The sequence below is a fragment of the Comamonas sp. 7D-2 genome, assembly GCF_022749555.1.
In the GTDB taxonomy this organism is placed as follows: Bacteria; Pseudomonadota; Gammaproteobacteria; order Burkholderiales; family Burkholderiaceae_C; genus Comamonas; species Comamonas thiooxydans.
In genome coordinates this window covers 2,859,429-2,886,109 of record NZ_CP094238.1, presented here as the reverse complement: position 1 = coordinate 2,886,109, position 26,681 = coordinate 2,859,429, and the positions used below count along the sequence as shown (strand labels likewise).

The window sequence follows — 26,681 nt, the reverse complement described above, 5'->3', positions numbered from 1 at the left end:
CTGACCCTCGGATTTCATAGCGGATAATCTTTGCCTATCAATAGTTTGAGATGAATTTTCTACAAGTCGATATGGCTTGATCTCCGACAAGGCCGTGCCATGGAATCGAGGCAGACTGGAGCCATTGCCACTGTAGGAGGATTGGTCCATGAGATTGCGTCCCAGTACCTTGCTGCTATCTGCAGCCCTGAGCCTGAGTGGATTGAGTGCGACTCCGGCCCTGGCCAAGTCTGCTGCCGAATGGCTTGCCTTGACAGGTGCCGTGCAGATCGGCTTGAGTCAGGCCGTCGAAAAAGCCCAGGCCGTTGCTCCCGGAAAAGCGATCGATGTCGAGCTGGAAGAGGGTAAGAAAGGCGCTGCGCCTTATTACTCGGTCACCCTGATCTCGCCCGTGAATGAGGAAATCAAGCTGCGCGTGAATGCCAGCACGGGCGATGCCGCAGTGGAGGAAAACAAGGGCCGGGCCGAGGGCAAGCATGCCAAGCGCCTGGCCGATGCCCGGATCACGCTGGTACAGGCCGTCGATGCAGCTGTTGCCGCCTTGCCCGGCAAGCCGCTGGAGGCCCAGCTGGATTCGGACTGGGGCAAGACCAGCTACAAGGTCAAGATGCTGCGCGCCGATCAGACGGTCATGAAGCTCAGGCTTGATCCTGCCACCGGCGCTGTGACGAGGCAGGAAAAGGACTGAGTCGGCGCGTTATCTGGATTCTGGTGCTATGAAGAAGTGAGTGTCTGGCGCTTTCATTTCAATGATTTAAGGTGTGTTATGCATCGAATTTCAATGAAGGCAAGCGCTGGATGCTATGAAGTTCAGAGTTCAACCCTGTTTCTGCAAGACCTTGCTCGTGCAAGGCTGAGGGCGGAAAAGTACACTGACGGGTTGTTTCTCCGAATAGGCCATGAGGCCATATAAAGCCCATCCACATGAACGCCCCGGTTGATGTTTCCTTTTTCCACCGCGATGCCAAGCCGCTGACCAGCTACAAGCCGTACTGGGCCAAGCGCTTCGGCCCGGCGCCGTTCCTGCCCATGAGCCGTGCGGAGATGGATCAGCTCGGCTGGGACAGCTGCGACATCATTCTGGTCACGGGCGATGCCTATGTGGATCACCCCAGCTTCGGCATGGCCGTCATCGGCCGCGTGCTGGAGGCGCAAGGCTTTCGCGTGGGCATCATCGCCCAGCCCGACTGGACCAGCGCCGAGGCCTTCAAGGCCCTGGGCAAGCCCAATCTGTTCTGGGGCGTGACGGCCGGCAACATGGACTCGATGATCAACCGTTACACGGCTGATCGCAAGATTCGCAGCGACGATGCCTATACCCCCGGCGATGTGGCCGGCAAGCGCCCCGATCGCGCGGCCATCGTCTACTGCCAGCGCTGCCGCGAGGCCTACAAGGACGTGCCCATCGTGTTGGGCGGCATCGAGGGCTCGCTGCGTCGCATTGCCCACTACGACTACTGGAGCGACAAGGTGCGCCGCTCCATCGTGGTGGACAGCAAGTGCGACATCCTGCTCTACGGCAATGCAGAGCGCGCCCTGGTCGAAGTGGCACACCGCATCGCGGCGCGCGAGCCGGTGGAGCAGATCACCGATGTGCGCGGCACTTCGTTCTTCCGCCGCGCTTCGGAGGAGGGCTGGTTCGAGGTCGATTCCACCACGGTGGACGAGCCCGGCGAGGTCGAGCCCCATATCAACCCCTATATGACGACCAGCGAGCAGGCCGAGGCCCAGGGCCAGAGCTGCTCCAAGGAAGATGCCGCGAAATCGGAAGCGGACGGCCCCAATGGCGGCGCATCGGTAGCCAAGGTCCAGCCCATCCAGTTCGTGCCCAATCTCTCGCTGCGCAGCAAGTCCAAGTTGCCTCCGCGCGAGCGCACGGTGCTGCGCCTGCCCAGCTACGAAGAGGTCAAGAGCGATCAGATTCTCTATGCCCACGCCAATCGCGTGCTGCACCTGGAAACCAACCCCGGTAACGCCCGTGCGCTGGTACAGGCTCACGGCGAGGGGACCACGGCCCGCGATGTGTGGATGAATCCGCCGCCCATTCCTCTCACAACGGCCGAAATGGACTGGGTCTTCGGCCTGCCGTACGCGCGCAGCCCGCATCCCGCCTATGCCGACGAAAGTGGCAGCCATGAGGGCGCCACCAAGATTCCGGCCTGGGAGATGATTCGCACCTCGGTGAACATCATGCGCGGCTGTTTCGGCGGCTGCACCTTCTGCTCCATCACCGAGCACGAGGGCCGCATCATCCAGAGCCGTTCCGAAGACTCCATCATCCAGGAGCTCGAAGAGATCCGCGACAAGGTCAAGGGCTTTACCGGCACCATCTCCGACTTGGGCGGGCCCACGGCCAATATGTACCGCCTGGGCTGCAAGAGCCCGCAGATCGAAGCGGCCTGCCGCAAGCCCAGCTGTGTCTTCCCCGGCATCTGCCAGAACCTGCACACCGACCACGGCCCGCTGATCAAGATCTATCGCCGCGCGCGCAAGCTGCCCGGCATCAAGAAGATTCTGATCGGCTCCGGCCTGCGCTACGACCTGGCGGTGAAGTCGCCCGAGTACGTCAAGGAGCTGGTTCAGCACCATGTGGGCGGCTATCTCAAGATCGCCCCCGAGCACACCGAGCAAGGTCCGCTGACCAAGATGATGAAGCCGGGCATCGGCAGCTATGACAAGTTCAAGCAGCTGTTCGAGAAGTTCAGCGAAGAGGCCGGCAAGAAGCAGTTTCTGATTCCCTATTTCATCGCCGCCCACCCGGGCACCAGCGATGAGGACATGATGAATCTGGCCATCTGGCTCAAGAAGAACGGCTTCCGTGCCGATCAGGTGCAGACCTTCTACCCGAGCCCCATGGCCACGGCCACCGCCATGTACCACAGCGGTCGCAACACGCTGACCAAGGTGCGCCGCCAGATGCGCGACGAGGCCGAAGAGCGCGTGGACATCGTGCGCGGTGAAAAGCGCCGCCGTCTGCACAAGGCTTTCCTGCGCTATCACGACCCGAACAACTGGCCGCTGCTGCGCGAGGCGCTCAAGACCATGGGGCGCGCCGATCTGATCGGCAACGGCAAGCAGCACCTGATCCCGACCTTCCAGCCCCTGGTCGACGGCAGCTATCAGAGTGCACGAAAGAAGAACAGCACCTCGTCCAAGGCGGGTGGCGGAATTGGTTACACCACCAACAAGGACGGCAAGGCCGTGGCCGTGCGACGCCGCAGCGAAGAGACGAGCCTGGAGCCCAAGGGCGATGTGCGCTTCCGCAGCAGCCAGCCTCAACCGGGCAAGCTGCTGACCCAGCATACTGGCCTGCCGCCGCGCGCGGGTGTGACTGGCAAGGCCAAGCCCGGTTTCAAAACTGCGGCAAGGCCCGCCAAGCCGGCGGGCCAGGGTTCGCGCAAGCCGCGCTGATTGCTGCAGCCTGACTGCCGCCGACAAAAAAACGACGCTTGATGCGTCGTTTTTTTTCGTATTGGCATGCGCTGCTGTCAGCCCATGGCCAGAGCCCCGCACCACTGGGGCAGCTGGTTTTCCTGCGTGGGGGCAAAGTATTCGCTGGTCATGGGTTTGGGGCGGGCGATGGCGTAGCCCTGCACATAATCCACGCCCATGGTCATGAGTTCCTCGGCGATCTCGCGGCTCTCGACGAACTCGGCAATGGTCTTTTTGCCCAGTGTCTGGCCGATGCGATTGATCATCTCCACCATGGCGTGGTCTCCCTTGTCCTTGAGCATGTCACGCACAAAGCCGCCGTCGATCTTGAGATAGTCGACGGGCAACTGCTTCAGATAGGTCAGCGACGACATGCCGACGCCGAAGTCGTCCAGGGCAAAACGGCAACCCAGGGCGCGCAGCGACTGAATCAGCCGTGTGGCATTGCTGAGGTTGCCAATGGCGCTGGTTTCGGTGATTTCGAAACATAGCTTTTGCGGTGCAATTCCGTGCTGCTGCAACTGCTCCTTCACAAATTCCAGCAGGCCGTCGTCATCCAGGCTGGGACCGGAGAGGTTGATGGCGCAGGTTTCCACCAGCTTGGCGTGTCCGGGCTGCTGCGCCAGTGTCTGCAGGGCCCTGGTGATCACCCAGCGGTCAAGCGATGGCATCAGGCCGTAGCGCTCGGCGGCGGGTATGAAATGTCCGGGGGCCAGGATCTGGCCGTTTTCATCGCGCAGGCGCAGCAGGACTTCGAAGTGCATGCCGCTGTGGCGGCGATGCTTGCGGGCCTGCAGCGGTGCAATGCTCTGGGCATAGAGGCAGAAGCGGTCTTCGTCCAGTGCGGTACGAATGCGTGTGGCCCATTCCATCTCGCTGACATAGCGGCTGTAGATTCCGTCCTCGGCCTTGTAGAAAAAGACCTTGTTGCGCCCGCGCTCCTTGGCCTGATAGCAGGCCATATCGACCATGCGCAGCAGATCGGAGGCATTGACCGCATCACCGGGAACATGCACGGCACCGATCGAAAAGCCGGTGCGCAATATCTTCTCTCCCCAGGTGGTTTGCAATTGCTGGGCTGCCAGGCGCAGCTTCTCGGCAATGCTCGCGACGTTGGAAGGAGGGCAGTTCTCCAGCAGCACGGCAAACTCGTCGCCGCCCATGCGCGCCAGGCAATCGGTTTCGCGCAGATTGGCCTGCAACATGCGAGAGACTTCACACAGCACCTCATCACCGGCGGCATGGCCGCTGGTTTCGTTGATGAGCTTGAACTGGTCCAGGTCGATGTAGAGAAGAGCGTAGGGCTTGACCTGGTGCAGACCCTGGGTCAGCATTTTTTGCAGCCGCCGCTCGAATTCCCCGCGATTTTCCAGCCCCGTCAGCGTGTCATGGCGTGCATTCCAGGAAATCTGGTCCATGTACTGCTGCTCGCGTGACACATCGCGCAGCACGAAGACTGCCCCCGATGCCTGAGCATCGCGCTGCATGGCGGAGCCCAGCACCTTGACCGGCACGATGCTGTGGTCGGTGCGGCGAACCCAGTGCGTTTGCTCGTCGCGCACGACGGTGGTCTCCTTGGTGTCATTGACAAGCTGTGCGAGCAGGCCTTCGCTGGTGATGGAGGCGTCCATGGTGTAGAACTGCAACACCTGCTTGATGGGCCTGTCCAGATAGCTTTGCTTTTGCAGACCCAGCAGACCTATGGCAGCGGGGTTGACATAGTTGACCATGCCCTTGGCATTGGTGGTGATGACCGCATCGCTGAGCGCTGCCAGCGTGGTCTCCGCGCGCTCTTTTTCGCTGTTGAGGCCGTCTTGAACCTGCTCTCGCAGCAGGATCAGGCGCCAGGTATTCCAGACCCACAGGCTCACCAGGCCAATGGCCAGGGCACCGTTGAGGGCGAGCAGCAGCCAGACGATATTGCGCGAGCTTTGGCCCAGAGAGTCGCTGAAGGCCCTGGTCAGGGCTGTCACGCCCTGGTTGATCAGGTCGATCTCGCGCTTCCAGGTGGCAATGTTTTCGCGGCTGATGTTGCCGACTTCGTATCCATGCCGGATTTCCTGGGCCAGTGTATCGAGCTGATTCAGGTACTCGTCACCCATCTTCCAGTACGCGACGGGCTCCTGCACCCAGCTGAAATAGCGGAATGTGCGCAGCAGCCAGATGAGGGAGCTGACATCATCGGGGTGGTTCTGGCCTTGCTCTATGCCTTTGCGCGCCAGGTCCAGGCGCAGAGGCTTGTCGTAGAGGGCAATACGTGCCTCGGCATCGCCACGCGGCACCTGCAAGGCCCGCTGATAATGGGCGAAGTCGATCGGGTTGCCTTCATCCGCGTAGCGGGAAAGCGAGTAAATCGCATCTTTCTGGGCCTTGGACCAGAGACTTTCTCCGTTGACAAACGCTCGCACGGCGGAGAGCAGGTAAAGGCTGCAGCTGGCGCTGAGCATCAGGATCAGTGCCAGGAGCGCAAAAGCCCAGACGCGCTGCAGCAATTGTTGAGACTTCAGTGTGGGGCTCAAAGATGCCTTCATGACGCCTCATCCAGTAAATTGACTGTAAATGCATGAGTCAGGGCATCGACAAGGCAGACTGGTATGAAACAGCCAGAAGGCAATGTGCCTGCTGACGATCAGAACGCCGTCACGATGCCCGCTCTCATGGCTTGACCTTTCACGGTATTGCGTAGGAGGTATGTCAGATCACACGCAATTTGTATTCATTGGTAATTTTTGGCCTGTAGAAGTGAGCCTGGCGTCGGACAACTTCCTCTGTACCCCCAAGACAGAGCGGTGTTTTCTGTGAGAAAGTGGGTAACCAATCTGGCCGATTCAGAGCAGGTCTATGCAGTGCACCTGCGGCTGCTCCAGCACGCCGGCCCTGCGGTCGGCAAAGAAGCGTTCCAGGGTGAGCTTGACGGTGCGAAACGCGATTTCTTCCCAGGGGATGTCTGCCTCGGCGAACAACTGGGCCTCCATGGTCTCGGGCCCGGGGTAGAACTGCGTACTTCTGAGGCGGGCCAGATAGAAGAGATGGACCTGTCCTACCTGGGGCACGTTGATGAGACTGAACAGCCTGCCCAGCTCGATGTCGGCTCCGGCTTCCTCGTCGGTTTCGCGCTGGGCTCCGCGGCTGGTGGTTTCGGCCAGCTCCATGAAGCCTGCAGGCAGCGTCCATTTGCCGCGGCGCGGCTCGATGTTGCGCTTGCACAGCAGCACGCGCCCGTCGTCCATCACGGGCAGGGTGCCGACCACATTGAGCGGGTTTTCATAGTGGATGGTGTGGCAGGCCGGGCAAACGGCACGCTCGCGCGTATCCCCATCGTCAGGAACGCGGTAGGTGACTGCGGTGCCGCAATTGCGGCAGAACTTGATGGGGCTGCGAAAAATCATTCCGCAACTATAAGCAAATCAGGCCGCTAGCGCAGGTACAACATGCGCAAACAGCTATGAAAAAGGGAGTCACACCATGCGGTGCGACTCCCGGAGTACCTGGCCGGCGCTAACTGCCTGTGCGCCAGGGATTCTTAGGCGATCTGGATCTTGATGGATTCAAGTCCGGTGACTGCGCCTTCCAGCACATCGCCCTTGACCACGGCGGCCACGCCCTCGGGGGTGCCGGTCATGATCAGGTCGCCGGGCTGCAGCTCCCAGGCGCTGGAGAGATGCTCAATGGTTTCGGCGATATTCCAGATCAGCTTGTGGATGTGGCTGCGCTGGCGATAGTCACCATTGACCTGCAGCGAAATCTCGGCGTTGACGATGTCTCCCGCCCGATCGGCTGGCGTGATGGGGCCTATGGGGGCGGATTGCTCGAAAGCCTTGCCGATACACCAGGGGCGGCCTTGCTTCTTCATGTCGTTTTGCAGGTCGCGACGTGTCATGTCCAGACCCACGGCATAGCCGTAGATGTACTGCAGTGCATCGGCTGCCTTGATGTTCTTGCCGGCCTTGCCGATGGCAACGACCAGCTCGATTTCATGGTGCAGATTCTGGGTCAGCGTGGGATAGGCCACGGTGGTGGTGCTGCCGGCTTCCACTGCCACGGTCGCGTCCGCAGGCTTCATGAAGAAGAACGGTGGCTCGCGGCCGGTAAAGCCCATTTCCTTGGCGTGATCCTCATAGTTGCGGCCCACGCAATAGATGCGGTGAATGGGAAAGCGCTCGCCGCGGCCCACAACAGGCAGGCTGGCAACGGCAGGGGGATTGAACACGTAACTCATGAAGTCCTCGGCAAGAACACGCGCTGAAATCAGCAATGGTTGATGTGGCAAGCAGTGTGCCACGATGCAGGCCCGGAGACGGCGTGGCAGATGACGGCTTTTACGTATTCCAGCCCTAGGGAAAATGCCAGTCCGTGCGGCTCGCGCTATGCTGCTCACATCATGAAGCTGCATACCTATTTCCGTTCTTCCGCCTCTTATCGTGTGCGCATTGCACTGCAACTCAAGGGGCTGTCCTATGACTCCGTGCCCGTGCATCTGGTGCGCGGCGAACAAAAGGCTGCGGCCTATGCCTCCCATGTGGGTGACGCGCTGGTGCCCGCACTGGTGACGGACGAGGGGCACTGGCTCACGCAGTCCATGGCCATCATCGAATATCTCGATGAGACCCATGCTGAAACACCATTGCTGCCCAGGGATGCACTGGGCCGTGCCCATGTGCGCGCATTGGCGCAGATGGTGGCTTGCGAGATCCATCCGCTCAACAACCTGCGCGTGCTCAAGTACCTGGTGCACCAAATGGGGGCCAGCGACGAGGCCAAGAATGGCTGGTATGCGCACTGGGTGCGCTCCGGTCTGGAAGCCTTCGAGCGTCAGCTGGCGCTGCTGGATGCCGAACGTAAGGCCATGGGCCTGGCGCCGTCGACGTTTTGCTGGGGTGACGCACCCACGCTGGCCGAATGCTGCCTGGTCCCGCAGATCTACAACGCCCAGCGCTTCAATGTGAATCTCGAGGCTCTGCCGCGCCTGATGGACGTGGTCGAGCGGTGCAACGCCTTGCCGGCTTTCCAGCAGGCCCATCCTTCAGCCTGTCCGGATGCTGAGTGAAGAGGGCGTCATGAGCGAGACCTATAGGCCGGGTCCACCGGACCTCTGGCCTGACTCCTGGCTGGTCCCGGACTGGCCGGCTCTGCCCGGCGTGCATGCCATCTGCACCTCGCGCGAGGGCGGCGTCAGCCAGGCACCCTGGGGCAGCATGAACCTGGGCGACCACGTGAGCGACAACCCCGCTCACGTGCGCCGCAACCGTGAACTGTTCAATGCGGCGCTGCAGGCCCGCACCCCTGGTGCCTGCACGGCGTACTTGCAGCAGGTGCATGGCGTGGACGTGCTGACGCTGGACGCAGGCAATGTGGCCGAGTCCAATGGTGCGGCCTTCGATGCCTGCGTGACCGATGATGCAGGCGTGGTCTGCACCGTCATGGTGGCGGACTGTCTGCCCGTGTTGCTGGCCCATGATTCGGGGCTGGTCGTGGGCGCGGCCCATGCGGGCTGGCGTGGTCTGGCCGGCATGCCGCCCGGCAGACAGCAGTCTGAGGGGCCGTTGCACGGCGGTGTGCTGGAGATGCTTTTCGAGTCTTTTTCCCGGAAAGTGCAGGCGCAGCAATCGCTTTCGGCAGCCGACACGAAGCCGTCCCGGATTGCCGCCCGCACTCAGGCCTGGCTGGGCCCATGCATAGGTTCCGAGTCCTTTGAAGTGGGGGCCGAAGTGCGCGATATCTTCGTGGCGCATGACGCCGATGCGGTACGACACTTTGTGCCTGTACCTGGCAGCAGCATCAAATATCTGGCCGATCTGGCGCAACTGGCACGCCAGAGGCTTGCTGCATTGGGCATTGCTGCAATCTTTGGCAACGATGGCAGCCGGCCCTGGTGCACGGTCAGCAATGCATCACGTTTCTTCTCGCACCGGCGCGACGCCGCTCGTCTGGGCGGCAGCGGGCGGCTGGCTGCCAGCATCTGGCGCGATGCCTGAGCCGGGGCTGGGAGGCACGTGTTCTGCAGCTAGCGCTTCCTGTTCCTGCCGGGCTTTGAGGCGGCGCTTTCTGGCCGGCGTGCCCAGTATGTAGAGCACGATGGAAAGCGGCAGCAGACCGTAGAGCACGAAGGTGAAAAATGCACCCAGCAGGGTGCCGCCGGGGCTGGCTGCCTCGGCGATCGTCATCATCACGACAACGTACATCCAGGCGATGGCAATGAGGTACATGGTGTTTCTGTAGTGAGCCAGAAAGCATGCTGGCTTCGGGTTGTTTTGTGTCAAAACAGCTTCATAACGGCAAAATGAGGCCGCTTCTTGTCGGAACTGCCTGGCACATAGGTGACAATGCCGCCGTGTGAGCCGTATTGCAGATTCCGCAAGCGTCCCCAGACCCTGAGATCGCCGGTCGCTTGCCTTGACTAGGATGTAAGCATGAATTTTGACCCGAGCTGGGGCCAAGCTGGCCAATCCATTCAACAATTCTGGCAGGAGCATTGGAGCAAGAGCCTCCAGACGCTTCAGCAGATGCAGTCCGGTGCTCCCATGGGGCTCAGCGCCATGCCAGGTCTGGGGTCCGCACCCAACCCTTGGGCTGGAATCATGGATGCCATGCAATCGGCCATGCCCCAGATGGCAACGGGGTCGGCTCAAGCGGTGCAGTTCGATGCGGCCAAACTGCAGGGGCTGCAGCAGGAATACCTGCAGTCGGTGCAGTCGTTGGCAGATGGAAAACAGATTCAGGCCCTGCTGTCCAAGGACAAGCGCTTTGCCAAGCCAGAGTGGAGCGCCAATCCCGTTGCATCGATGGCCGCAGCCAACTACCTGCTGGGCAGTCGCATGCTGACCGGTATGGCCGAAGCGGTGCAGGGCGATGAAAAAACACGCAATCGCGTGCGTTTTGCGGTCGAGCAATGGGTGGCAGCCATGGCGCCCAGCAATTTTCTGGCACTGAACGCCGATGCGCTCAACAAGGTTGTTGAAACCAAGGGCGAGAGCCTGGCTCAGGGTATTGCCAATCTGCTGGCCGACATGCGCCAGGGCCATGTCTCCATGACCGACGAAAGCCTGTTCACCGTGGGAAAGAACGTGGCGACCACCGAAGGCGCGGTGGTTTTCGAGAACGAGCTGTTCCAGCTCATCGAATACAAGCCACTGACTGCCAAGGTATTCGAGAAGCCTTTTCTGATGGTGCCGCCCTGCATCAACAAGTTCTACATTCTGGACTTGCAGCCGGACAACTCCGTGATTCGCTATGCCGTCAGCCAGGGGCATCGCACCTTTGTGGTCAGTTGGCGCAATCCCGACGAAAGCCAGGCGCACAAGAGCTGGGATGACTACATCGAAGATGGCGTGCTCAAGGCTGTGAGCACGGTTCAGGATATCTGCGAGGCGCCGCAGATCAATGTGCTGGGTTTCTGTGTGGGCGGCACCATGCTCTCCACTGCCATGGCAGTGCTGGCTGCACGCCATGCCCGCGAGCATGGACAGCCGCAAGCTGCCAAGCCCCGCAGCCGTGCTGCGGCTGCAAAGACAGGCAGCAAAACTGCTGCGGCCAAGGTGGAGGCCCATGCTTTTCCCGTAGCCAGCATGACGCTGCTGACCACGCTGATCGACTTCCGCGACACAGGCATTCTGGATATCTTCATTGATGAAAACATGGTGCGCCTGCGTGAGATGCAAATGGGTAAAGGCGGGCTGATGAAGGGCCAGGACATGGCATCCACCTTCAGCTTTCTGCGCCCGAATGATCTGGTCTGGAACTATGTGGTGGGCAACTACCTCAAGGGCGAGACACCGCCGCCATTCGATCTGCTTTACTGGAACAGCGACTCCACCAATCTTCCCGGCCCGTTCTACGCCTGGTATCTGCGCAATCTCTACCTGGAGAACAACCTGATCAAGCCCGGCGTGCTGACCGTGTGCGGCGAGAAGATCGACATGAGCCAGCTCAAGATGCCGGTCTATATCTACGGCTCGCGCGAGGACCACATCGTTCCTGTCGCTGCGGCCTATGCCTCGTCGCAGGTACTGGGCGGTGAGCGTCGTTTCGTGATGGGTGCCTCCGGCCATATCGCCGGCGTCATCAACCCGCCGGCCAAGAACAAGCGCAGCCACTGGCTGCGTGAGGATGGCGAGTTTCCTGAGGCGTTCAACGATTGGCTGGCCGAGGCCACGGAGTATCCGGGCAGCTGGTGGACGGACTGGAGTGCCTGGCTGGGCAGCCATGCAGGCAAGCAGCTCGCGGCTCCCAAGAGCTATGGCCGTGCACGTGCCTATGAAGCCATCGAAGATGCTCCGGGTCGCTATGTTCTGTCAAAAGCCTGAGCGAGGCCTGAGGCACAATCAGTTCCATATTGCGGTGCAGCAAACAAGGCTCGCACCGTGATAGGAAGCGGCGGGTGGCACGATGAACAGGATGCAACCCGCACGCATGCATCACTTGTAAGAAACCTAGAAAGGTTCGTCAGCAATGGAAGACATCGTTATCGTTTCCGCCGTGCGTACGGCGGTCGGCAAGTTCGGCGGCTCTCTGGCCAAGATTCCTGCAACCCAGCTGGGTGCGACCGTGATTTCCGAGGCTCTGGCTCGTGCCAAGGTGGGCAAGGACCAGGTCGGTGAAGTCATCATGGGTCAGGTGTTGACGGCGGCGGCCGGGCAGAATCCTGCGCGTCAGGCCATGATGGCGGCCGGCATTGCCAAGGAGACACCTGCGCTGACGATCAATGCCGTCTGCGGCTCCGGCCTTAAGGCCGTGATGCTGGCAGCTCAGGCCGTGGCAACGGGAGACAGCGAAATCGTGGTTGCCGGAGGCCAGGAAAACATGAGCCTGTCGCCCCATGCCGTGCCCAATTCGCGTGACGGCCAGCGTATGGGTGACTGGAAGATGGTGGACACCATGATCGTGGACGGTCTGTGGGATGTCTACAACCAATACCACATGGGCATCACTGCCGAGAACGTGGCCAAGGAAAAGAACGTCAGCCGCGCGCAGCAGGATGCGCTGGCGCTGGCCAGCCAGCAAAAGGCTGCGGCCGCGCAGGATGCTGGCAAGTTCAAGGACGAAATCGTTCCCGTGAGCATTCCCCAGCGCAAGGGTGACCCCATCGTGTTCGACAGTGACGAATACGTCAACCGCAAGACCAATGCCGATGTACTGGCCACCCTCAAGCCCGCTTTCGACAAGGCAGGTTCGGTGACGGCCGGCAATGCCTCGGGTCTGAACGACGGCGCTGCCGCCGTGGTGGTGATGACGGCGGCCAAGGCCAAGGCACTGGGCCTCAAGCCCCTGGCCAAGATCGTGTCTTATGCCACCAGCGGCCTGGCTCCAGAGGTCATGGGCCTCGGTCCTGTCTATGCCACGCGCAAGGCGCTGGATCGCGCCGGCTGGAAGGCTGCCGATGTGGACCTGTTCGAACTCAACGAAGCCTTTGCCGCACAGGCCTGCGCGGTGAATCAGGATCTGGGCATTGACACCGCCAAGGTCAACGTCAACGGCGGTGCCATCGCCATCGGTCACCCCATTGGTGCATCGGGCTGCCGCATTCTGGTGACGCTGCTGCATGAAATGCAGCGCAGCGGTGCCAAGAAGGGCCTGGCCGGCCTGTGCATCGGCGGTGGCATGGGTGTTGCTATGGCTGTGGAAGCCTGCTGAGGCTTCAGGATTGCAGACTGCTCCGGTGCTCCTGAAGGCCGGCGCAGTCTGGGAAGCCCGCTGATGCCAGCCTCCCATCGACCCTAGGGAAGATCACGAGGTAAACCACGGCGAAAGCGGGTTCATTCGGACCTACTCGATTGCATACTGGCATGGCCAGCGTGCAGGGTGTGTGGCGTTCAAAACGATAAGCAATTCCTCAGAATTCTTATCGTTGATAGTGTGATCGTGAAATAACCATTGATTGACAGGAGAGATGAATGGGCCAGAAAGTAGCGTACGTCACGGGGGGCATGGGCGGTATCGGTACCGCAATCTGCCAGCGTTTGCATAAGGATGGCTTCAAGGTGATCGCGGGTTGCGGACCATCGCGCGACTACCGCAAGTGGCTGGACGAGCAGGCGCAATTGGGTTACACGTTTTATGCCTCGGTTGGTAATGTGGGGGATTGGGAATCCACCGTCGAAGCCTTCAACCAGACCAAGGCAGAGCACGGCAACATCGATGTGCTGGTGAACAACGCGGGTATCACCCGCGACCGCATGTTCGTCAAGATGACGCCGGACGACTGGAAGTCGGTCATCGAAACCAACCTCAACTCCATGTTCAACGTCACCAAGCAGGTGGTGGCAGACATGGTGGAAAAGGGCTGGGGCCGAATCATCAACATCAGCTCGGTCAACGGCGCCAAGGGACAGGCCGGACAGACCAACTACTCGGCTGCCAAGGCCGGTATGCATGGCTTCACCATGGCGCTGGCTCAAGAGTTGGCTGCCAAGGGTGTGACCGTGAATACAGTCAGCCCTGGTTACATCGGCACCGATATGGTCAAGGCAATTCGTCCCGATGTGCTCGAAAAGATCGTGGCGGGCGTACCCGTCAAGCGTCTGGGCGAGCCTGCGGAGATCGCCTCCATCATCTCCTGGCTGGCTTCGGAAGAGGGCAGCTATTCCACAGGTGCGGACTTTGCGGTCAACGGCGGCCTGCATATGCACTAAGCCTTTTCAGGCATTCGGCAAAAAGGAGCTCAGGCTCCTTTTTTCATGTCGCTGCTGTTTTTCCCTGCAAGCCTGCGGGCAAAGAGCGGGACGATGCCCAAATGACAAAACCCGCAGAGATCATTCATGCGGGTCTTGGGTTTCTGTGCCGCTTTGCAAAGCGACTGGTTGAGCGCAGGGCAGCAAGGCTGATGCTTCTTTGGCCTATCAGTGCCGACTGCCCGGGCACCTGGCTGCAACACACTGCGCTTTGGTCTGCACAGTGTTGCGCGGCGAGCGCTTAGCGCTTGCGATCGCGCTCGTCTTCGGGCCAGATGGACATGATGTTCGTGGTTTGCATTGGAATCTCTCCTGTATGTCTGTTTAACGTCTGACGGATTCAGCTCGTTGACAGCTTTTTGGAAATTTTTTACCTGTTCTTTTATCCAGTGATAATCAGGCTGCAAAGGCGGGGGCACGCTTGCGATCACGTTCGTCCCAGGGCCAAGCCATCAGAGACATAGCTGCTGCGGCCTGTGCGGGCTGGGCTTTGGCGGTGTCGGTAACAGTGGTGGTCATTGCAGTTCACTCCTTTGAGTGGTTCAACGCCTGGCCTGAACTGCAGGTTGACAAGAAGCTGAATCAACAGCGCAAGAAAATGCAACTCGCGTTTGCTGATGTTTTCAGCAGCCGGCATGCATGTTCAAAATGAAGAGCGCCCTGCCAAAGCTGGTCAATGGCAGGGCTTTTCCTGGGCTTAGCAGGTTTCGGTGGTCAGGGCTTCGATCTGCTCCGAAAGCTCCAGCCAGCGCTCTTCCAGTTGATCGATTTCAGCGCTGACGGCACTCAGCTGCTTGCCCGCTTCCACGATATCGCCACCGGATAGTCCGGGCGTGGCCAGCTTTTCTTCCAGCGCGCCGCGCTGGGCATTGAGCTTGGGCAGCGTCTTGTCGATCTGTTCCAGCTCTTTCTTGAAGGGCTTGGTCTTTTCGGCCAGTTGCTGGCGAGCTGCAGCGGCGAGGCGACGGGCTTCCTTGGGGTCAGCCACGGTGTCAGGGAATGATTCTGTTTTCAGAGCGTCCAGCGCTTTTGTAGAAGGGGCTTCAGGCGTAACTGGCTTGAGTTCTACCGGAGTTTGCACCGCTGGCGTGCTGTTGGCCTGCTGTTCGGCATTGCGTGCTTCTTCACGCAAGCGCTTGGACTCCTCCAGCAGATAACGCTGGTAGTCGTCCAGGTCGCCGTCGAACGGGCCGACAACGCCGCGGCCCACCATCCAGAAGTCTTCACATACGGCGCGAAGAAGGTGACGGTCGTGGGAGACCAGCATCACGGTGCCGTCGAAGTCGTTGAGCGCCATGGCCAGCGCTTCGCGCGTGGCCAGGTCCAGGTGGTTGGTAGGCTCGTCCAGCAGCAGCAGATTGGGGCGTTGCCAGACGATCATGGCCAGTACCAGACGGGCTTTTTCGCCACCGCTCATGCTGCCCACAGACTGCTTGACCATGTCGCCGCTGAAGTTGAAAGTGCCCAGCCAGTTGCGCAAGTCCTGTTCGCGGCTGGCGGCGGGTGCGGCAGCGCCGAGCTCCCTGGCCAGACGTGTCATGTGCTCCAGCGGGTTCTCACCGGGGCGCAGAACGTCCAGTTCCTGTTGGGCAAAGTAGCCGATATTGAGGCCCTTGCCTTCGGTGACGGTGCCGGCCAGCGCCTTCATCTCGCGGGCGATGGTCTTGACCAGGGTCGACTTGCCCTGGCCGTTGGCCCCGAGGATGCCGATGCGCTGGCCTGCCAGCACGGAGCGGTTGACGCCCCGCAAGATGGTGGTCTGCCTGCCGTCTTCGTCCTCATAGCCGAAGCTGGCATCGGTAATCGCCAGCATGGGGTTGGGCAGATTGGCGGGTTCCTTGAATTCGAAGGTGAACTCGGCTTCGGCCAGTACCGGCCCGACCTTTTCCATGCGCTCGAGCTGCTTGACCCGGCTTTGTGCCTGCTTGGCCTTGCTGGCCTTGGCCTTGAAGCGGTCGATGAACTTCTGCAGATGGGCCATTTTTTCCTGCTGCTTGGCGAAGCTGGCCGCCTGCAGCTCCAGCTGCTGGGCACGCAGTTCTTCAAAGCGCGAGTAATTGCCGCCGTAGCGGTTGATCTGCCCGCCCTGGATCTGCAGTGTGACGTTGGTGATGGCGTCCAGGAATTCGCGGTCGTGGCTGATGACGATCATCGTGCCGCTATAGCGCTTGAGCCAGGCCTCCAGCCAGACCAGGGCATCCAGGTCCAAGTGGTTGGTGGGTTCGTCCAGAAGCAGCAGATCGCTGGGAGCCATCAGTGCACGGGCCAACTGCAGACGCATGCGCCAGCCGCCCGAGAAACTGTTGACGGGATGATCCAGCTCGGACACCTTGAAGCCCAGACCCAGAATCAGGGCTTGCGCGCGTGATTCAGCATCATGCGCACCTGCATCGGCCAGATCCACATAGGCCTGGGCGATTTCCATACCATCGCCTGAGGCTTCGGCGGCAGCCAACTGGGCGTTCAGTTCGGCCAGGCGCGTGTCGCCATCCAGAACAAACCGGGTGGCTGATTCGTCGGTTTCCGGCATGTGCTGGGCTACCTGTGCCATGCGCCACTGAGGAGGGATGAAGAAATCACCGCCGTCTTCGCTGATGCTGCCATTGAGCAGGGCGAACAGGCTGGACTTGCCTGCACCGTTACGGCCGACAAGGCCGACAGACTCTCCGGGGTTGATGGTGGTGCTGACTTGGTCGAGCAGGACTTTGGTGCCGCGGCGCAGCGTGATGTTCTTGAGACTGATCATGACTGGGGTCGATTATCCGCGAATGCCCTCAGGCTCAGGAGCTTGAGGGAATGAGCAGGGCGGTAGCGGTGCCCCGGTTGTGGCAGGTCTGTCCGAGCTTTCATATGGCTTGAAGACCTATACGCTCCATCATCGTTTCGGTGAATTTCAGCTCATGTTCACGCGCTTGGGGCCTGGGTGCAGACTCCCGCACGGTGATGAAATAGCGGAGTCCGCGAAGATCCATGATCGCAACTCAAAAAATCAGCTTGAAGGTCGGTATGAAAGCCTGTAGAAGGCTATTTGAAGAATTGTTAGTCTCCTGTAATGTCGGTGTAATCTGACATGGCGTAAGGGCCAAATGTCGACAAGATGGCATATCTCTAAGTCTGAAGTCCGACAGATTAAGTATGTCGGTCCTACAACTGATGCAGCAAAACGTGTCCCTCTCTTCACATTCAACCACCCCGAGCAGAAAAGGCTCTGCCCACTGGCGCATTGAAGACATTGACTTCTCTGCCATCGATCGCACTGCCATAGAGCACAACCAGGACCTGTTCTTCTTGCTGATGAGTGCCTCGTTCATCGAAACCGGCTCGGATACCTACGCGGCCAACCTGGCCGAGCATTACGCTGCCTGGCCCGAGATCGCGGTCTGGCTCAAGGATCAATGGGAGTCCGAAGAACTGCAGCACGGACGCGCGCTACGGGCCTATGTGGAAGCCGTGTGGCCGGAGTTTCCCTGGCAGCAAGCCTACGACAGCTTTTTTGCCGAATATTCGCAGCTGTGCACCATGGAGGAGCTCTACCCCGACCCGCGCCTGGAAATGGTGGCGCGCTGCGTGGTGGAGACAGGCACCACGGCCTACTATCACACCTTGCGCGAACTCAGCGATGAGCCGGTTCTGAGCGAGTTGCTGGGCAATATCCGCAACGACGAGGTCAACCACTTCAAGCATTTCCTCAAGTACTTCAAGGAGCTGCAGCAGCAGGCGCCTGTGGGCCGCACGCGCATTGCCAAGGCACTGTATGGTCGTCTCAAGGAGTTGAGAGAGAGCGATTCGGATATCGCGCTGCGTCATGTCTGGGCGCACAAGGGTCCTTATTTCTCCGATAGCAGCACTCGCTTCGAAGACATGGCCCAGCGCATTTACGAGCTGGTCAGCCGTCGCCTGCCTGCCGATCTTGCCGTGCGCATGCTGCTCAAGCCCATGCTGCTGCCAGCTCGCGTGGAGGGTATGGTGCGTACACCCATCTCCAAGCTGGCGACACGCATGATGTCGTACTGAGTCTTGCAGCAGCAAACGAGCCCGACTGGCTCCAGTCGTTCGGGCATTCGATTTCCATGACAGGCACCGATCTCACGACCGGAGGAGTGGCGCAGCGTGCAGCCGAGAGCGTGCGCACCTTGTATCACTACGACAGCATTGGTCTGCTGAACCGTAGCATGCATTCGGCACGCCGCAGGGCATGGCAGAGCTGCTGGGCGCGGCGGGCTTCGAGATGAAGAGGATCTGCTCAATGCCCGCTTCTTTGCAGGCAGGCGCGATGGTCTGCAGATTGCGGGCGGCGGTTTTCGCTATCCGAGTGCGGTCAAGCGTGCTTGAGCGCTTGTTCAAAGACCTGCATAGAGAAAAAGGCACAAGGCTTTGAGCAGCCTGTGCCTTGGATGCGGAACGAAGAACTTACAGCTGCAAGGCGGCGGTATTGCCCTCGGACCAGTGGCGCAGCGCCTCTTCGGTAATCAGCAGCACCTGCTCGTCACCCGAGCTGGTGTCGAGCCAGAACACGGGCAGATCGGGGAAGGCGGCCTCGAAGTACGGCTTTTCATTGCCGATCTCCAGCACCACCACTGCGTCCTTGTTCAGGCGCGCTGGCAAGTCCTCGAGCAGTCGGCGGATGAAGTCCATGCCGTCGGTACCGCCGGCCAGGGCCAGCTCGGGCTCGGCCTGGTACTCGGCAGGCAGCTTGCCCATGCTGTCGGAGTTCACGTAGGGCGGGTTGCAAAGTACGAGATCCCAGGGGCCGGGCACTTGGCTCATGCCGTTGCTTTCCAGCAGCGTCACGCGATCCTGCAGCCCGTGCTTGTCCACATTGATGCGGGCGACGGCGAGGGCATCGGTCGAGATATCGGCACCGGTCACCCGGACTTCAGGATAGGCCATGGCGGCAAGGCAGGCCAGGGAGCCGTTGCCGGTGCACAGGTCGAGCACCTGCACGGTCTTGTCGGACAGCCAGCCGTCGATGCTGCCGTCGGCCAGCAGCTCGGCGATAAAGCTGCGCGGCACGATGGAGCGTTCGTCGATGTAGAAGGGCACGCCCACCAGCCAGGCCTCGTTCGTCAGATAGGCCGCGGGCTTGCGGCTGCGGATACGTTCTTCAAAAAGAGTAGCTGTCTGCGCTTGTGCATCAAGAGATACAGGCTGATTTGCAACAGATTCCGGAGCGCCGGGCGTGAGTTCGCTGTCCAGGGGCAGGCCCAGCTTCCAGAGCACCAGCCAGGCCGCTTCGTCTTCGGCCGTGGCCGTGCCGTGGCCAAAAGCCACGCCGGCAGCGGTGAGCGCCTGGGTGCCGCTGGCAATCAGTTCGGCAACGGTGTTGCCGGAGATCAGGGTTGTGCTGGTAGTGCTCATGCGGTCTGGGGTGCGGTCTGCTGGCGCTGGAGTTGTTCCAGAGTCTTGCGGTAGATGTTTTTCAGGGGCTCGATATCGGCCACGGCGATGTGTTCGTCGATCTTGTGGATGCTGGCATTGGGCGGGCCCATCTCGATGACCTGAGGGCAGATCTGGGCGATGAAGCGGCCATCACTGGTGCCGCCCGTGGTGGATAGCTCGGTATCCAGTCCGGTTTCATCCTTGATGGCGGCCTGCACGGCCTGCACCAGGGTGCCCGGTGTGGTCAGAAAAGGCTGTCCGCCCACGGTCCAGACCAGCGAGTACTCGACGCCATGGCGGTCCAGGATTTCATGTACGCGCTTTTGCAGGGAGTCGGAACTGGACTCGGTGCAGAAGCGGAAATTGAAGTCGATCACCACGTGACCGGGAATGACGTTGCTGGCGCCCGTGCCGCCATGGATATTGCTGATCTGCCAGCTGGTGGGCGGGAAGAACGCATTGCCGCGGTCCCAGACCGTGGCCGCGAGTTCCGCGAGTGCGGGCAAGGCCTCGTGAATGGGGTTGCGTGCCAGTTGCGGGTAGGCGATATGACCTTGCACGCCGTTGACGGTGAGCTTGCCGCTCATGGTGCCGCGGCGGCCGTTCTTGATCATGTCGCCGGTCTGTTTGACCGAGGTGGGCTCGCCCACGATGCACCAGTCCAGGCGCTCGCCACGCTGGCGCAGCTCTTCGACCACGACCTTGGTGCCGTCGATCGAGGGGCCTTCCTCGTCGCTGGTCAGCAGCAGGGCGATGTCGAAGGCGGGCTCGGGCGTGGCCTGCAGAAACTCCTCCAGCGCCACGACAAAGGCGGCGATGGAGGTCTTCATGTCGCTGGCACCACGGCCGTAGAGCTTGCCGTCGCGGTGCATGGGCACGAAAGGCGGGCTGGTCCATTCCTTGAGCGGGCCGGGTGGCACCACATCGGTATGGCCGGCAAAGACCAGCACAGGCCTATCTGAATTGATAGCACCTTGCGTAGACTGAGAAATCGCAGGAGCGCGCTTTGCCCACAGGTTTTGTACGCGGAAGTCTGCGGGGCCGCTGTCCAGCCGCTCGCAGGTAAATCCCATGGGTGTCAGGGCATCGGCGAGCAGCTCAAGGCAGCCAGCATCTTCGGGGGTGACGGAGGGCAGGCTGATGAGCTGCTCGGTCAGTTGCAGTGTCCGGGACATGGAGGGGGCTTCAAACTAAAACAATGCCTATGCCGCCTTGGCTGGCGGCTTCAGGCGGTTCTGACATCCAGGGTGATTTCCGTGAAGGACGGCATATCGTCATCGCCGGGCAGAGTCACATCGGTGACGGCCGGGGCGTTGGCAGCAGTGGCCGCGTGGCTGACGTCATTATCCATGCGCCACATCAGATTGGTGGGCGAGTCGGCATAGGCCAGCGCTTCACTGCGCTCAATTGTGCCACTGCGCACCAGGGCTGCCAGTGCGTCCTCGAAGGTCTGCGAGCCTTCGGCCATGGATTTTTCCATGGCCTCCTTCACGCCACCGAAGTCGCCCTTGACGATCATGTCGCTGATGAGCTTGGTATTGAGCATGACTTCCACGGCCGGCACGCGGGTGCCGGTAACGGTACGGACCAGGCGCTGAGAGATCACGGCCTTGAGCGAGGCGGCCAGCTCGCCCAGCATGCTGGGGCGTACCTCCTCGGGGAAGAAGGACAGGATGCGATTGAGCGTGTGATAGCTGTTGTTGGCATGCAGGGTTGCCAGGCACAGATGGCCGGACTGGGCATAGGCCAGTGCGGCCGACATGGTCTCGCGGTCGCGGATTTCGCCGATCAGAATCACATCGGGTGCCTGACGCAGCGCATTCTTGAGTGCGGTTGCGAGAGTACTGGTATCGGTGCCGACCTCACGCTGGTTGACGATGGATTTCTTGTTGCGAAACTGGTATTCGATGGGATCTTCCACCGTGAGGATATGGCCAGTGAGCGTGTCGTTGCGCTCGTCGATCATGGTCGCCAGTGTCGTGCTCTTGCCCGAGCCCGTGGCGCCAACGACAAGCACCAGGCCGCGCTTTTCCATGACCAGTTCGCTGACAATGGACGGCAGGTTCAGGCTGTCGCGCGAGGGCACCTGCTGCGAGATGAAGCGCACGACAACTGCGTAGGAGCCACGCTGGCGCATGGCGCTGATACGAAAACGTCCTATGCCGCTCATGGGAATGGCCATGTTCAGCTCGCCCGTCTGTTTGAGCTCCTCTATGGCTTCCGGCTTGACGACTTCGGAGAGCAAGGCCAGCGGAGCTTCGACGGGCAACTCCTGATTGTTGATGGGGATGCAGATACCGTTGATCTTGATCAGCGCCGGCGCACGGGCGGAGAGATAGACGTCCGAAGCCTTTTTTTCGGACATCAGACGCAGAATTTTTTCCATGGTGCTCATTTTTTCTTCATCCTTTTTCGCTCAGCCTCTCTGTGCACGCATGTTAGCGTGTGTCAACTCGGTGCAGGTCGCGCTTGATGCGCAAAGCTGATTTCCCGCATGAAAAAAGCCTGCACGCTCGGGAGCGGGCAGGCTTGTGAGCGGGGGCGGCCATGGCGGTGTCTGCATCAAGGCAGAGCAAGCGTGGCCAGGCGCCCATCAGTCGCGCAGCAGGTCGTTGATGCTGGTCTTGGAGCGGGTCTGTGCATCCACGCGCTTGACGATGATGGCGGCATACATGGAGTAGTCCTTGCCATCCTTGGTCTGCTTGGGGATGTTGCCGCTGACCACCACCGAGCCGCTGGGCACGCGACCGTAGGTGATTTCGCCGGTTTCGCGGTTGAACAGAGGGGTGGACTGGCCGATGTATACGCCCATGCCCAGAACGGAATTCTCTTCCACGATCACGCCTTCTACGACTTCGGAGCGGGCGCCGATGAAGCAGTTGTCTTCAATGATGGTGGGGTTGGCTTGCAGGGGCTCGAGCACGCCGCCCAGGCCCACGCCGCCCGACAGGTGCACGTTCTTGCCTACTTGAGCGCAGGAGCCCACGGTGGCCCAGGTGTCGACCATGGTGCCTTCGTCCACATAGGCGCCGATGTTCACATAGGAAGGCATCAGGATCGCGCCCTTGGCGATGAAGGAGCCGCGACGGGCCACGGCAGGAGGTACCACGCGCACGCCGGTGGCGGCGATCTCGGCTTCGCTCATGCCTTCGAACTTGGTGGGCACCTTGTCGAAGAAGTTCAGGGCGCCGCCGTTGATCAGGGCATTGTCCTTGAGACGGAAGGACAGCAGCACGGCCTTCTTGATCCACTGGTGCACGGTCCACTGGCCCACGCCTTCGCGGCTGGCCACGCGCAGCTTGCCGTCATTGAGTTCGGCAATCACGTGCTCCACGGCATCCACCACTTCCTTGGGGGCGGCGGAAGGCGAAATAGTGGCACGGTTGTCCCAGGCGTTGTCGATGATGGATTGCAGTTGTTGCGTCATGATGTTTTCGGTCAAGGATCGAAAGTTGAGGTGAATCGTTAAGTCATAAAGGCCTGCACCGGGCAGGCGCTGGGGTGGAAATCAGCGTATGCGCGACTCGATGAACCGGGCAATGCGCTGAGCTGCTTCCAGGCATTCTGCCGTCTCGGCCACCAGAGCCATGCGAATGCGGTTGGCTCCGGGGTTGAAGCCATGGGCCTCACGTGCCAGATAGCTTCCCGGCAAAACTGTCACACCTGTATGAATATACAGTTCCTTGGCGAATTGTGCATCATCCATGCCCAATTGCGGCGGAATGCCAGCCCAGAGGTAGAAGCTGGCATCGGGCAGCTTCACATCCATGACCCTGGACAGCACGGGTGTGACCTGGGCAAACTTCTCGCGGTAGAGACGGCGATTTTCCTGCACATGGGCCTCGTCGCCCCAGGCGGCAATCGATGCCGTCTGCACCACGGGGCTCATGGCGCCGCCGTGATAGGTGCGGTAGAGCAGGAAGGACTTGAGCAGGGCCGCATCGCCTGCCACAAAGCCGCTGCGCAGTCCGGGCACATTGCTGCGTTTGGACAGGCTGGTGAACATCACCAGATTCTTGAAATCATGGCGACCGAGCTTTTGTGCCGCTTCCAGGCCGCCCAGCGGAGCTTCCTCCTGGAAGTAGATCTCGCTGTAGCACTCGTCGCTGGCAATCACAAAGCCATGCTTGTCGGACAGGGCGAACAGCTTCTCCCATTCGCCCAGCGGCATCACGGCGCCCGTGGGGTTGCCGGGAGAGCAGACAAAAATCATCTGCGTGTTCTGCCATACCTCCTCGGGCACGGCATCCCAGTTCACGGCGAAGTTGCGCGCGGCATCGCTGGCGGCGTAATAGGGGGTGGCCCCGGCCAGCAGCGTCGCACCTTCGTAGATTTGATAGAAGGGATTGGGGCAGATGACGCGCGCACCAGCTCGGGTGCTGTCCACCACCACCTGGGTAAAGGCAAACAGGGCTTCACGCGAGCCATTGACGGGCAGAACCTGGGTCGCTGCATCAAGCTCTATGCCGTAGCGCCGGTTGGCCCATTGCGCGCAGGCCTGGCGCAGCGCCGGCAGACCGGCTGTGGCGGGGTAAACGGACAGGCCCTGGAGTTCGCTGCTCAGTGCTTTTTCAATGAACGCCGGCGTGGCATGGCGCGGCTCTCCGATGCCCAGGCTGATGGGGCGCAGGCCCTCGGGCGGCTGGGCAGAGGCAAACAGTTGGCGAAGGCGTTCAAACGGATAAGGCTGTAAGCGCGAGAGCAGGGGATTCATAGTGACACATTATGGGCTGATGCCATTTTCGCATGAGAAAACAGTGCTCATGGTTTCGATTTTGCGGGTTTGCAGGCACCGTAAATTGCAATTTGTTACGTAAGCTGGATGACAGAGCAAAGGGCTACCGTGAGCAGGCTGCAAGCTCAGCAAACGAAGTCGACCACAAAAAACGAATGGAGACAGGCAATGCAAAAGCGCATCTTGCCCGACAAAAAAAACCGCGTACGAATGAGGAATTCCGGACTGCTGTGGTCGGGGCTGCCATGGCTGCTGGCTGGGCCTGTTTTGCCCTTGCTGGGCCTGAGCGGAACATGGCAGCTGGGCTGGTTGCTGCTGTGGATCATGGGAGTGCTGTTGTGGGTCGGTGCTCTTCACAAGAGCTGGCAGCAGCAGTGGCAGGACATGCAGCTGGCGCTGGAAAGAGTCGCTCATGGAGACCTGAGTCTTGGCGTTGCCGGAGAGCCGCAACAAGGACTTTCCGCATCAAGCCTTACCAAGTCCATGGTACATGCGCTGTCGGCAATGGTGGCCGATGTTCGCAGCAACGCGGCCCTGGTTGCCCAGGCTGGACAGGGCATGGTCAAGGACCATCAGGCCTTGTCTGAACGAACCGAGATGCAGGCGAGCAATCTCGCGCAGACGGTGGTCAGTGTCGAGCAGCTCACCTCTGCGGTTGAGCACAATGCGGAAGTGAGCAAGGCAGCACATTCCCGCGCTGACGGCGTGTGCGCCGCTGCCGATCAGGGCGCCCAAGCCATGCAGCATGCGGTGCAGTCGGTGGAGCTGATAGAGCGCAATGCCGGGCGCATGCGGGAAATCATTGGCGTGATTGACGGCATTGCCTTCCAGACCAATATTCTTGCCTTGAACGCTGCGGTGGAGGCTGCCAGAGCCGGTGAACAGGGGCGTGGCTTTGCCGTGGTGGCCAGTGAGGTGCGGACGCTGGCCCAGCGCAGTGCCGAAGCGGCCAAGGAGATTCGGCAGTTGATCGGCGAGACCGTGCAGCAGGTCACCCAGAGCACGCAGCAGCTACGCAGTGCAGGCGAGGAGATCCAGGGCGTGACGCGGGCCATTCACGATGTGGTTGCCCATATGGGGACGCTTGCGGACACGGCCAGCAGCCAGAGCTCGGGTCTTCAGGAAATCAGCAATGCCGTGCGTCAGATCGACGAAATCACCCAGCACAACGCCCAGATGGTAGGTCAGGCGCTGCAGCAGGCGCAGGAGTTACAGCTGCGCGCCCGGCATCTGTCGGATGCGGTGTCGCGCTTCAGGCTGCAGCAGGGGACAGCCGAGGAGGCGGTGGCCCTGGTGAATGCGACCATGCGGCAAGCCAAAAGCTCGTCCAGTGTTGCCAGCCTGCTGCAGACCGTGACCGATCCTGCGCAGCCATTCCACGACCGCGACATGTATGTGTTTGCCTTGTCTTCTGAGGGGGAGTACCGGGCCTTTGGCGGCAATCCGGCCAAAGTGGGGCTGCGCGTTCAGGATGTGCCCGGCATCGACGGAGATAGTCTGATGGCCGACATCATGGCCCAGGCCGAGCTTCGTCCGGGCTGGGTTGAATACGACTACATCAATCCCAGCAACCAGCAGGTGCAGACCAAGATGTCCTATGTCTGCAAGCATGCAGGCCTGTACTGGGGCTGCGGCGTCTACAAGAGCCTGGTCAGTGCCTAATGAAAGCCTGATGGGCACTTGTCGCCACTGATTTGTTGCGGCATTGAGAGCACAGGCTTTTTTTCAAGCGCCAGAGGCTGATTGGGTATCAGGCTCCTGCGCGCTGGGCTTTGGCCTTGGCCAGAATGGCGGCAAGCGTGGCTTTTTTGTCTGTGGCGGGCGCTGACGGTGTGTCGGCTTGAGCGCCAGCTTGTTCAGCTGCGGTTTGTGCCGTGGTGCGCACCGGCGCATTGGCCTTGCGGCCCGTGCGCTGCCGATGCACACCATAGCGGTTACGGGCATGTTCGGCCTGGGCTGCGCTCCAGGCTGACCAGCCCGTGGCCTCGCCGCTGGCATTGATCAGCTCTATGCAATCGACCGGACAGACGGGAATGCACAGCTCGCAGCCCGTGCAATGCTCGGCAATCACGGTATGCATTCGCTTGTTGGCACCCAGAATGGCATCGGTAGGGCAGGCCTTGATGCACAAAGTGCAGCCTATGCACCAGGCTTCGTCTATCACAGCCAGGGTGCGCGGTGCTTCCAGGCCGTTTTCGGCGTTGAGCGGCAACTCCGGCCTGCCAGTGATGGTCGCCAGACGGCGCACACCTTCCTGGCCGCCGGGCGGGCATTGATTGATGGCGGCTTCTCCGCTGGCAATGGCCTCGGCATAGGACGCGCAGTCGGGATAGCCGCAGCGCGTGCACTGTGTCTGGGGCAGGGCTGCATCGATGTTCGCAGCCAGTGCTTGAAGCGAAGAGGCTACGGACATGGATGAGTTCATTCTGGTCTGGCGAGCCTTTACGCCCTGGCGCGGTGGGAGTCGC

21 protein-coding genes are annotated in these 26,681 nt (G+C 60.7%); 9 read left to right on the top strand and 12 right to left on the bottom strand.

The window, feature by feature from the left end; genetic code table 11:
• Positions 1 to 148 precede the first annotated feature (148 nt).
• Positions 149 to 688: a PepSY domain-containing protein gene (locus MPZ60_RS13200; protein ID WP_034355475.1), complete on the top strand. Its 540-nt coding sequence runs from the start codon at positions 149 to 151 to the stop codon at positions 686 to 688.
• Between the two features lie 236 nt (positions 689 to 924).
• Entirely contained in the window at positions 925 to 3,411 is a 2,487-nt protein-coding gene (locus tag MPZ60_RS13195; protein ID WP_034355472.1) for a YgiQ family radical SAM protein, read from the top strand.
• Positions 3,412 to 3,488: 77 nt separating this feature from the next.
• Here MPZ60_RS13195 and MPZ60_RS13190 read toward each other — a convergent pair whose 3' ends face one another.
• The 3 genes from MPZ60_RS13190 to MPZ60_RS13180 all read right to left on the bottom strand — a co-directional run bounded on the left by MPZ60_RS13190 (position 3,489) and on the right by MPZ60_RS13180 (position 7,651).
• Positions 3,489 to 5,963: a bifunctional diguanylate cyclase/phosphodiesterase gene (locus tag MPZ60_RS13190; protein ID WP_034355468.1), complete on the bottom strand. Its 2,475-nt coding sequence runs from the start codon at positions 5,961 to 5,963 to the stop codon at positions 3,489 to 3,491.
• 297 nt (positions 5,964 to 6,260) lie between these two features.
• Complete coding sequence (locus MPZ60_RS13185) at positions 6,261 to 6,821, bottom strand: NUDIX hydrolase (RefSeq protein ID WP_003064965.1); 561 nt, start codon at positions 6,819 to 6,821, stop codon at positions 6,261 to 6,263.
• A 134-nt stretch (positions 6,822 to 6,955) separates the two neighbouring features.
• The gene (locus MPZ60_RS13180) at positions 6,956 to 7,651 is read right to left on the bottom strand and encodes a fumarylacetoacetate hydrolase family protein (protein WP_034355597.1); all 696 of its coding nucleotides are present in this window, start codon (positions 7,649 to 7,651) and stop codon (positions 6,956 to 6,958) included.
• A gap of 162 nt (positions 7,652 to 7,813) precedes the next feature.
• Here MPZ60_RS13180 and maiA point away from each other — a divergent pair, with 162 nt between their 5' ends.
• Together maiA and MPZ60_RS13170 are read left to right on the top strand one after the other, a co-directional pair.
• Complete coding sequence (gene maiA / locus MPZ60_RS13175; RefSeq protein WP_034355595.1) at positions 7,814 to 8,479, top strand: maleylacetoacetate isomerase; 666 nt, start codon at positions 7,814 to 7,816, stop codon at positions 8,477 to 8,479.
• A 10-nt stretch (positions 8,480 to 8,489) separates the two neighbouring features.
• Entirely contained in the window at positions 8,490 to 9,407 is a 918-nt protein-coding gene (locus tag MPZ60_RS13170) for a polyphenol oxidase family protein (RefSeq protein ID WP_034355590.1), read from the top strand.
• Here the strand turns inward: MPZ60_RS13170 and MPZ60_RS13165 are convergent.
• Positions 9,324 to 9,638, bottom strand: a complete 315-nt coding sequence (locus MPZ60_RS13165) for a hypothetical protein (RefSeq protein ID WP_034385059.1) — start codon at positions 9,636 to 9,638, stop codon at positions 9,324 to 9,326. The two genes, MPZ60_RS13170 and MPZ60_RS13165, sit on opposite strands and share 84 nt — an antisense overlap.
• Positions 9,639 to 9,842: 204 nt before the next feature.
• Between MPZ60_RS13165 and MPZ60_RS13160 the strand changes: the two genes are divergently transcribed.
• From MPZ60_RS13160 to phbB, 3 genes are all read left to right on the top strand, one after another.
• Positions 9,843 to 11,735 (top strand): alpha/beta hydrolase, encoded by a 1,893-nt coding sequence (locus MPZ60_RS13160; RefSeq protein WP_034355463.1) that lies wholly within the window; start codon positions 9,843 to 9,845, stop codon positions 11,733 to 11,735.
• Between the two features lie 145 nt (positions 11,736 to 11,880).
• Complete coding sequence (locus MPZ60_RS13155; protein WP_003064978.1) at positions 11,881 to 13,062, top strand: acetyl-CoA C-acetyltransferase; 1,182 nt, start codon at positions 11,881 to 11,883, stop codon at positions 13,060 to 13,062.
• Between the two features lie 260 nt (positions 13,063 to 13,322).
• Positions 13,323 to 14,060, top strand: a complete 738-nt coding sequence (gene phbB, locus MPZ60_RS13150) for an acetoacetyl-CoA reductase (RefSeq protein ID WP_003064980.1) — start codon at positions 13,323 to 13,325, stop codon at positions 14,058 to 14,060.
• Between the two features lie 435 nt (positions 14,061 to 14,495).
• On the opposite strand, the gene MPZ60_RS25175 is transcribed toward phbB, so the two are convergent.
• A complete protein-coding gene (locus tag MPZ60_RS25175; RefSeq protein ID WP_003064982.1) occupies positions 14,496 to 14,618 on the bottom strand; it encodes a hypothetical protein in 123 nt (40 codons plus the stop codon).
• Between the two features lie 178 nt (positions 14,619 to 14,796).
• Entirely contained in the window at positions 14,797 to 16,845 is a 2,049-nt protein-coding gene (locus MPZ60_RS13145) for an ABC-F family ATP-binding cassette domain-containing protein (protein WP_034355461.1), read from the bottom strand.
• Positions 16,846 to 17,252: 407 nt separating this feature from the next.
• Between MPZ60_RS13145 and MPZ60_RS13140 the strand changes: the two genes are divergently transcribed.
• Entirely contained in the window at positions 17,253 to 18,113 is an 861-nt protein-coding gene (locus MPZ60_RS13140; protein WP_034355459.1) for a ferritin-like domain-containing protein, read from the top strand.
• Between the two features lie 396 nt (positions 18,114 to 18,509).
• Here the strand turns inward: MPZ60_RS13140 and prmB are convergent, their stop codons facing one another.
• The 5 genes from prmB to dapC form a co-directional block, all read right to left on the bottom strand.
• The gene (gene prmB / locus MPZ60_RS13135) at positions 18,510 to 19,457 is read right to left on the bottom strand and encodes a 50S ribosomal protein L3 N(5)-glutamine methyltransferase (RefSeq protein ID WP_034355453.1); all 948 of its coding nucleotides are present in this window, start codon (positions 19,455 to 19,457) and stop codon (positions 18,510 to 18,512) included.
• A complete protein-coding gene (gene dapE / locus MPZ60_RS13130; RefSeq protein WP_034355450.1) occupies positions 19,454 to 20,653 on the bottom strand; it encodes a succinyl-diaminopimelate desuccinylase in 1,200 nt (399 codons plus the stop codon). Before dapE ends, prmB begins: the two co-directional genes overlap by 4 nt.
• 50 nt (positions 20,654 to 20,703) lie before the next feature.
• Positions 20,704 to 21,873: a PilT/PilU family type 4a pilus ATPase gene (locus MPZ60_RS13125; protein WP_034355447.1), complete on the bottom strand. Its 1,170-nt coding sequence runs from the start codon at positions 21,871 to 21,873 to the stop codon at positions 20,704 to 20,706.
• 198 nt (positions 21,874 to 22,071) lie between these two features.
• Positions 22,072 to 22,905, bottom strand: coding sequence for a 2,3,4,5-tetrahydropyridine-2,6-dicarboxylate N-succinyltransferase (gene dapD / locus MPZ60_RS13120; protein WP_003065004.1), 834 nt, complete (start codon positions 22,903 to 22,905; stop codon positions 22,072 to 22,074).
• A gap of 81 nt (positions 22,906 to 22,986) precedes the next feature.
• Positions 22,987 to 24,192, bottom strand: a complete 1,206-nt coding sequence (gene dapC / locus MPZ60_RS13115; protein WP_034355444.1) for a succinyldiaminopimelate transaminase — start codon at positions 24,190 to 24,192, stop codon at positions 22,987 to 22,989.
• A 189-nt stretch (positions 24,193 to 24,381) separates the two neighbouring features.
• Between dapC and MPZ60_RS13110 the strand changes: the two genes are divergently transcribed.
• Positions 24,382 to 25,875, top strand: a complete 1,494-nt coding sequence (locus MPZ60_RS13110; protein WP_034355441.1) for a methyl-accepting chemotaxis protein — start codon at positions 24,382 to 24,384, stop codon at positions 25,873 to 25,875.
• An 88-nt stretch (positions 25,876 to 25,963) separates the two neighbouring features.
• On the opposite strand, the gene rsxB is transcribed toward MPZ60_RS13110, so the two are convergent.
• The gene (gene rsxB / locus MPZ60_RS13105) at positions 25,964 to 26,626 is read right to left on the bottom strand and encodes an electron transport complex subunit RsxB (RefSeq protein WP_172415267.1); all 663 of its coding nucleotides are present in this window, start codon (positions 26,624 to 26,626) and stop codon (positions 25,964 to 25,966) included.
• Positions 26,627 to 26,681: the final 55 nt, after the last annotated feature.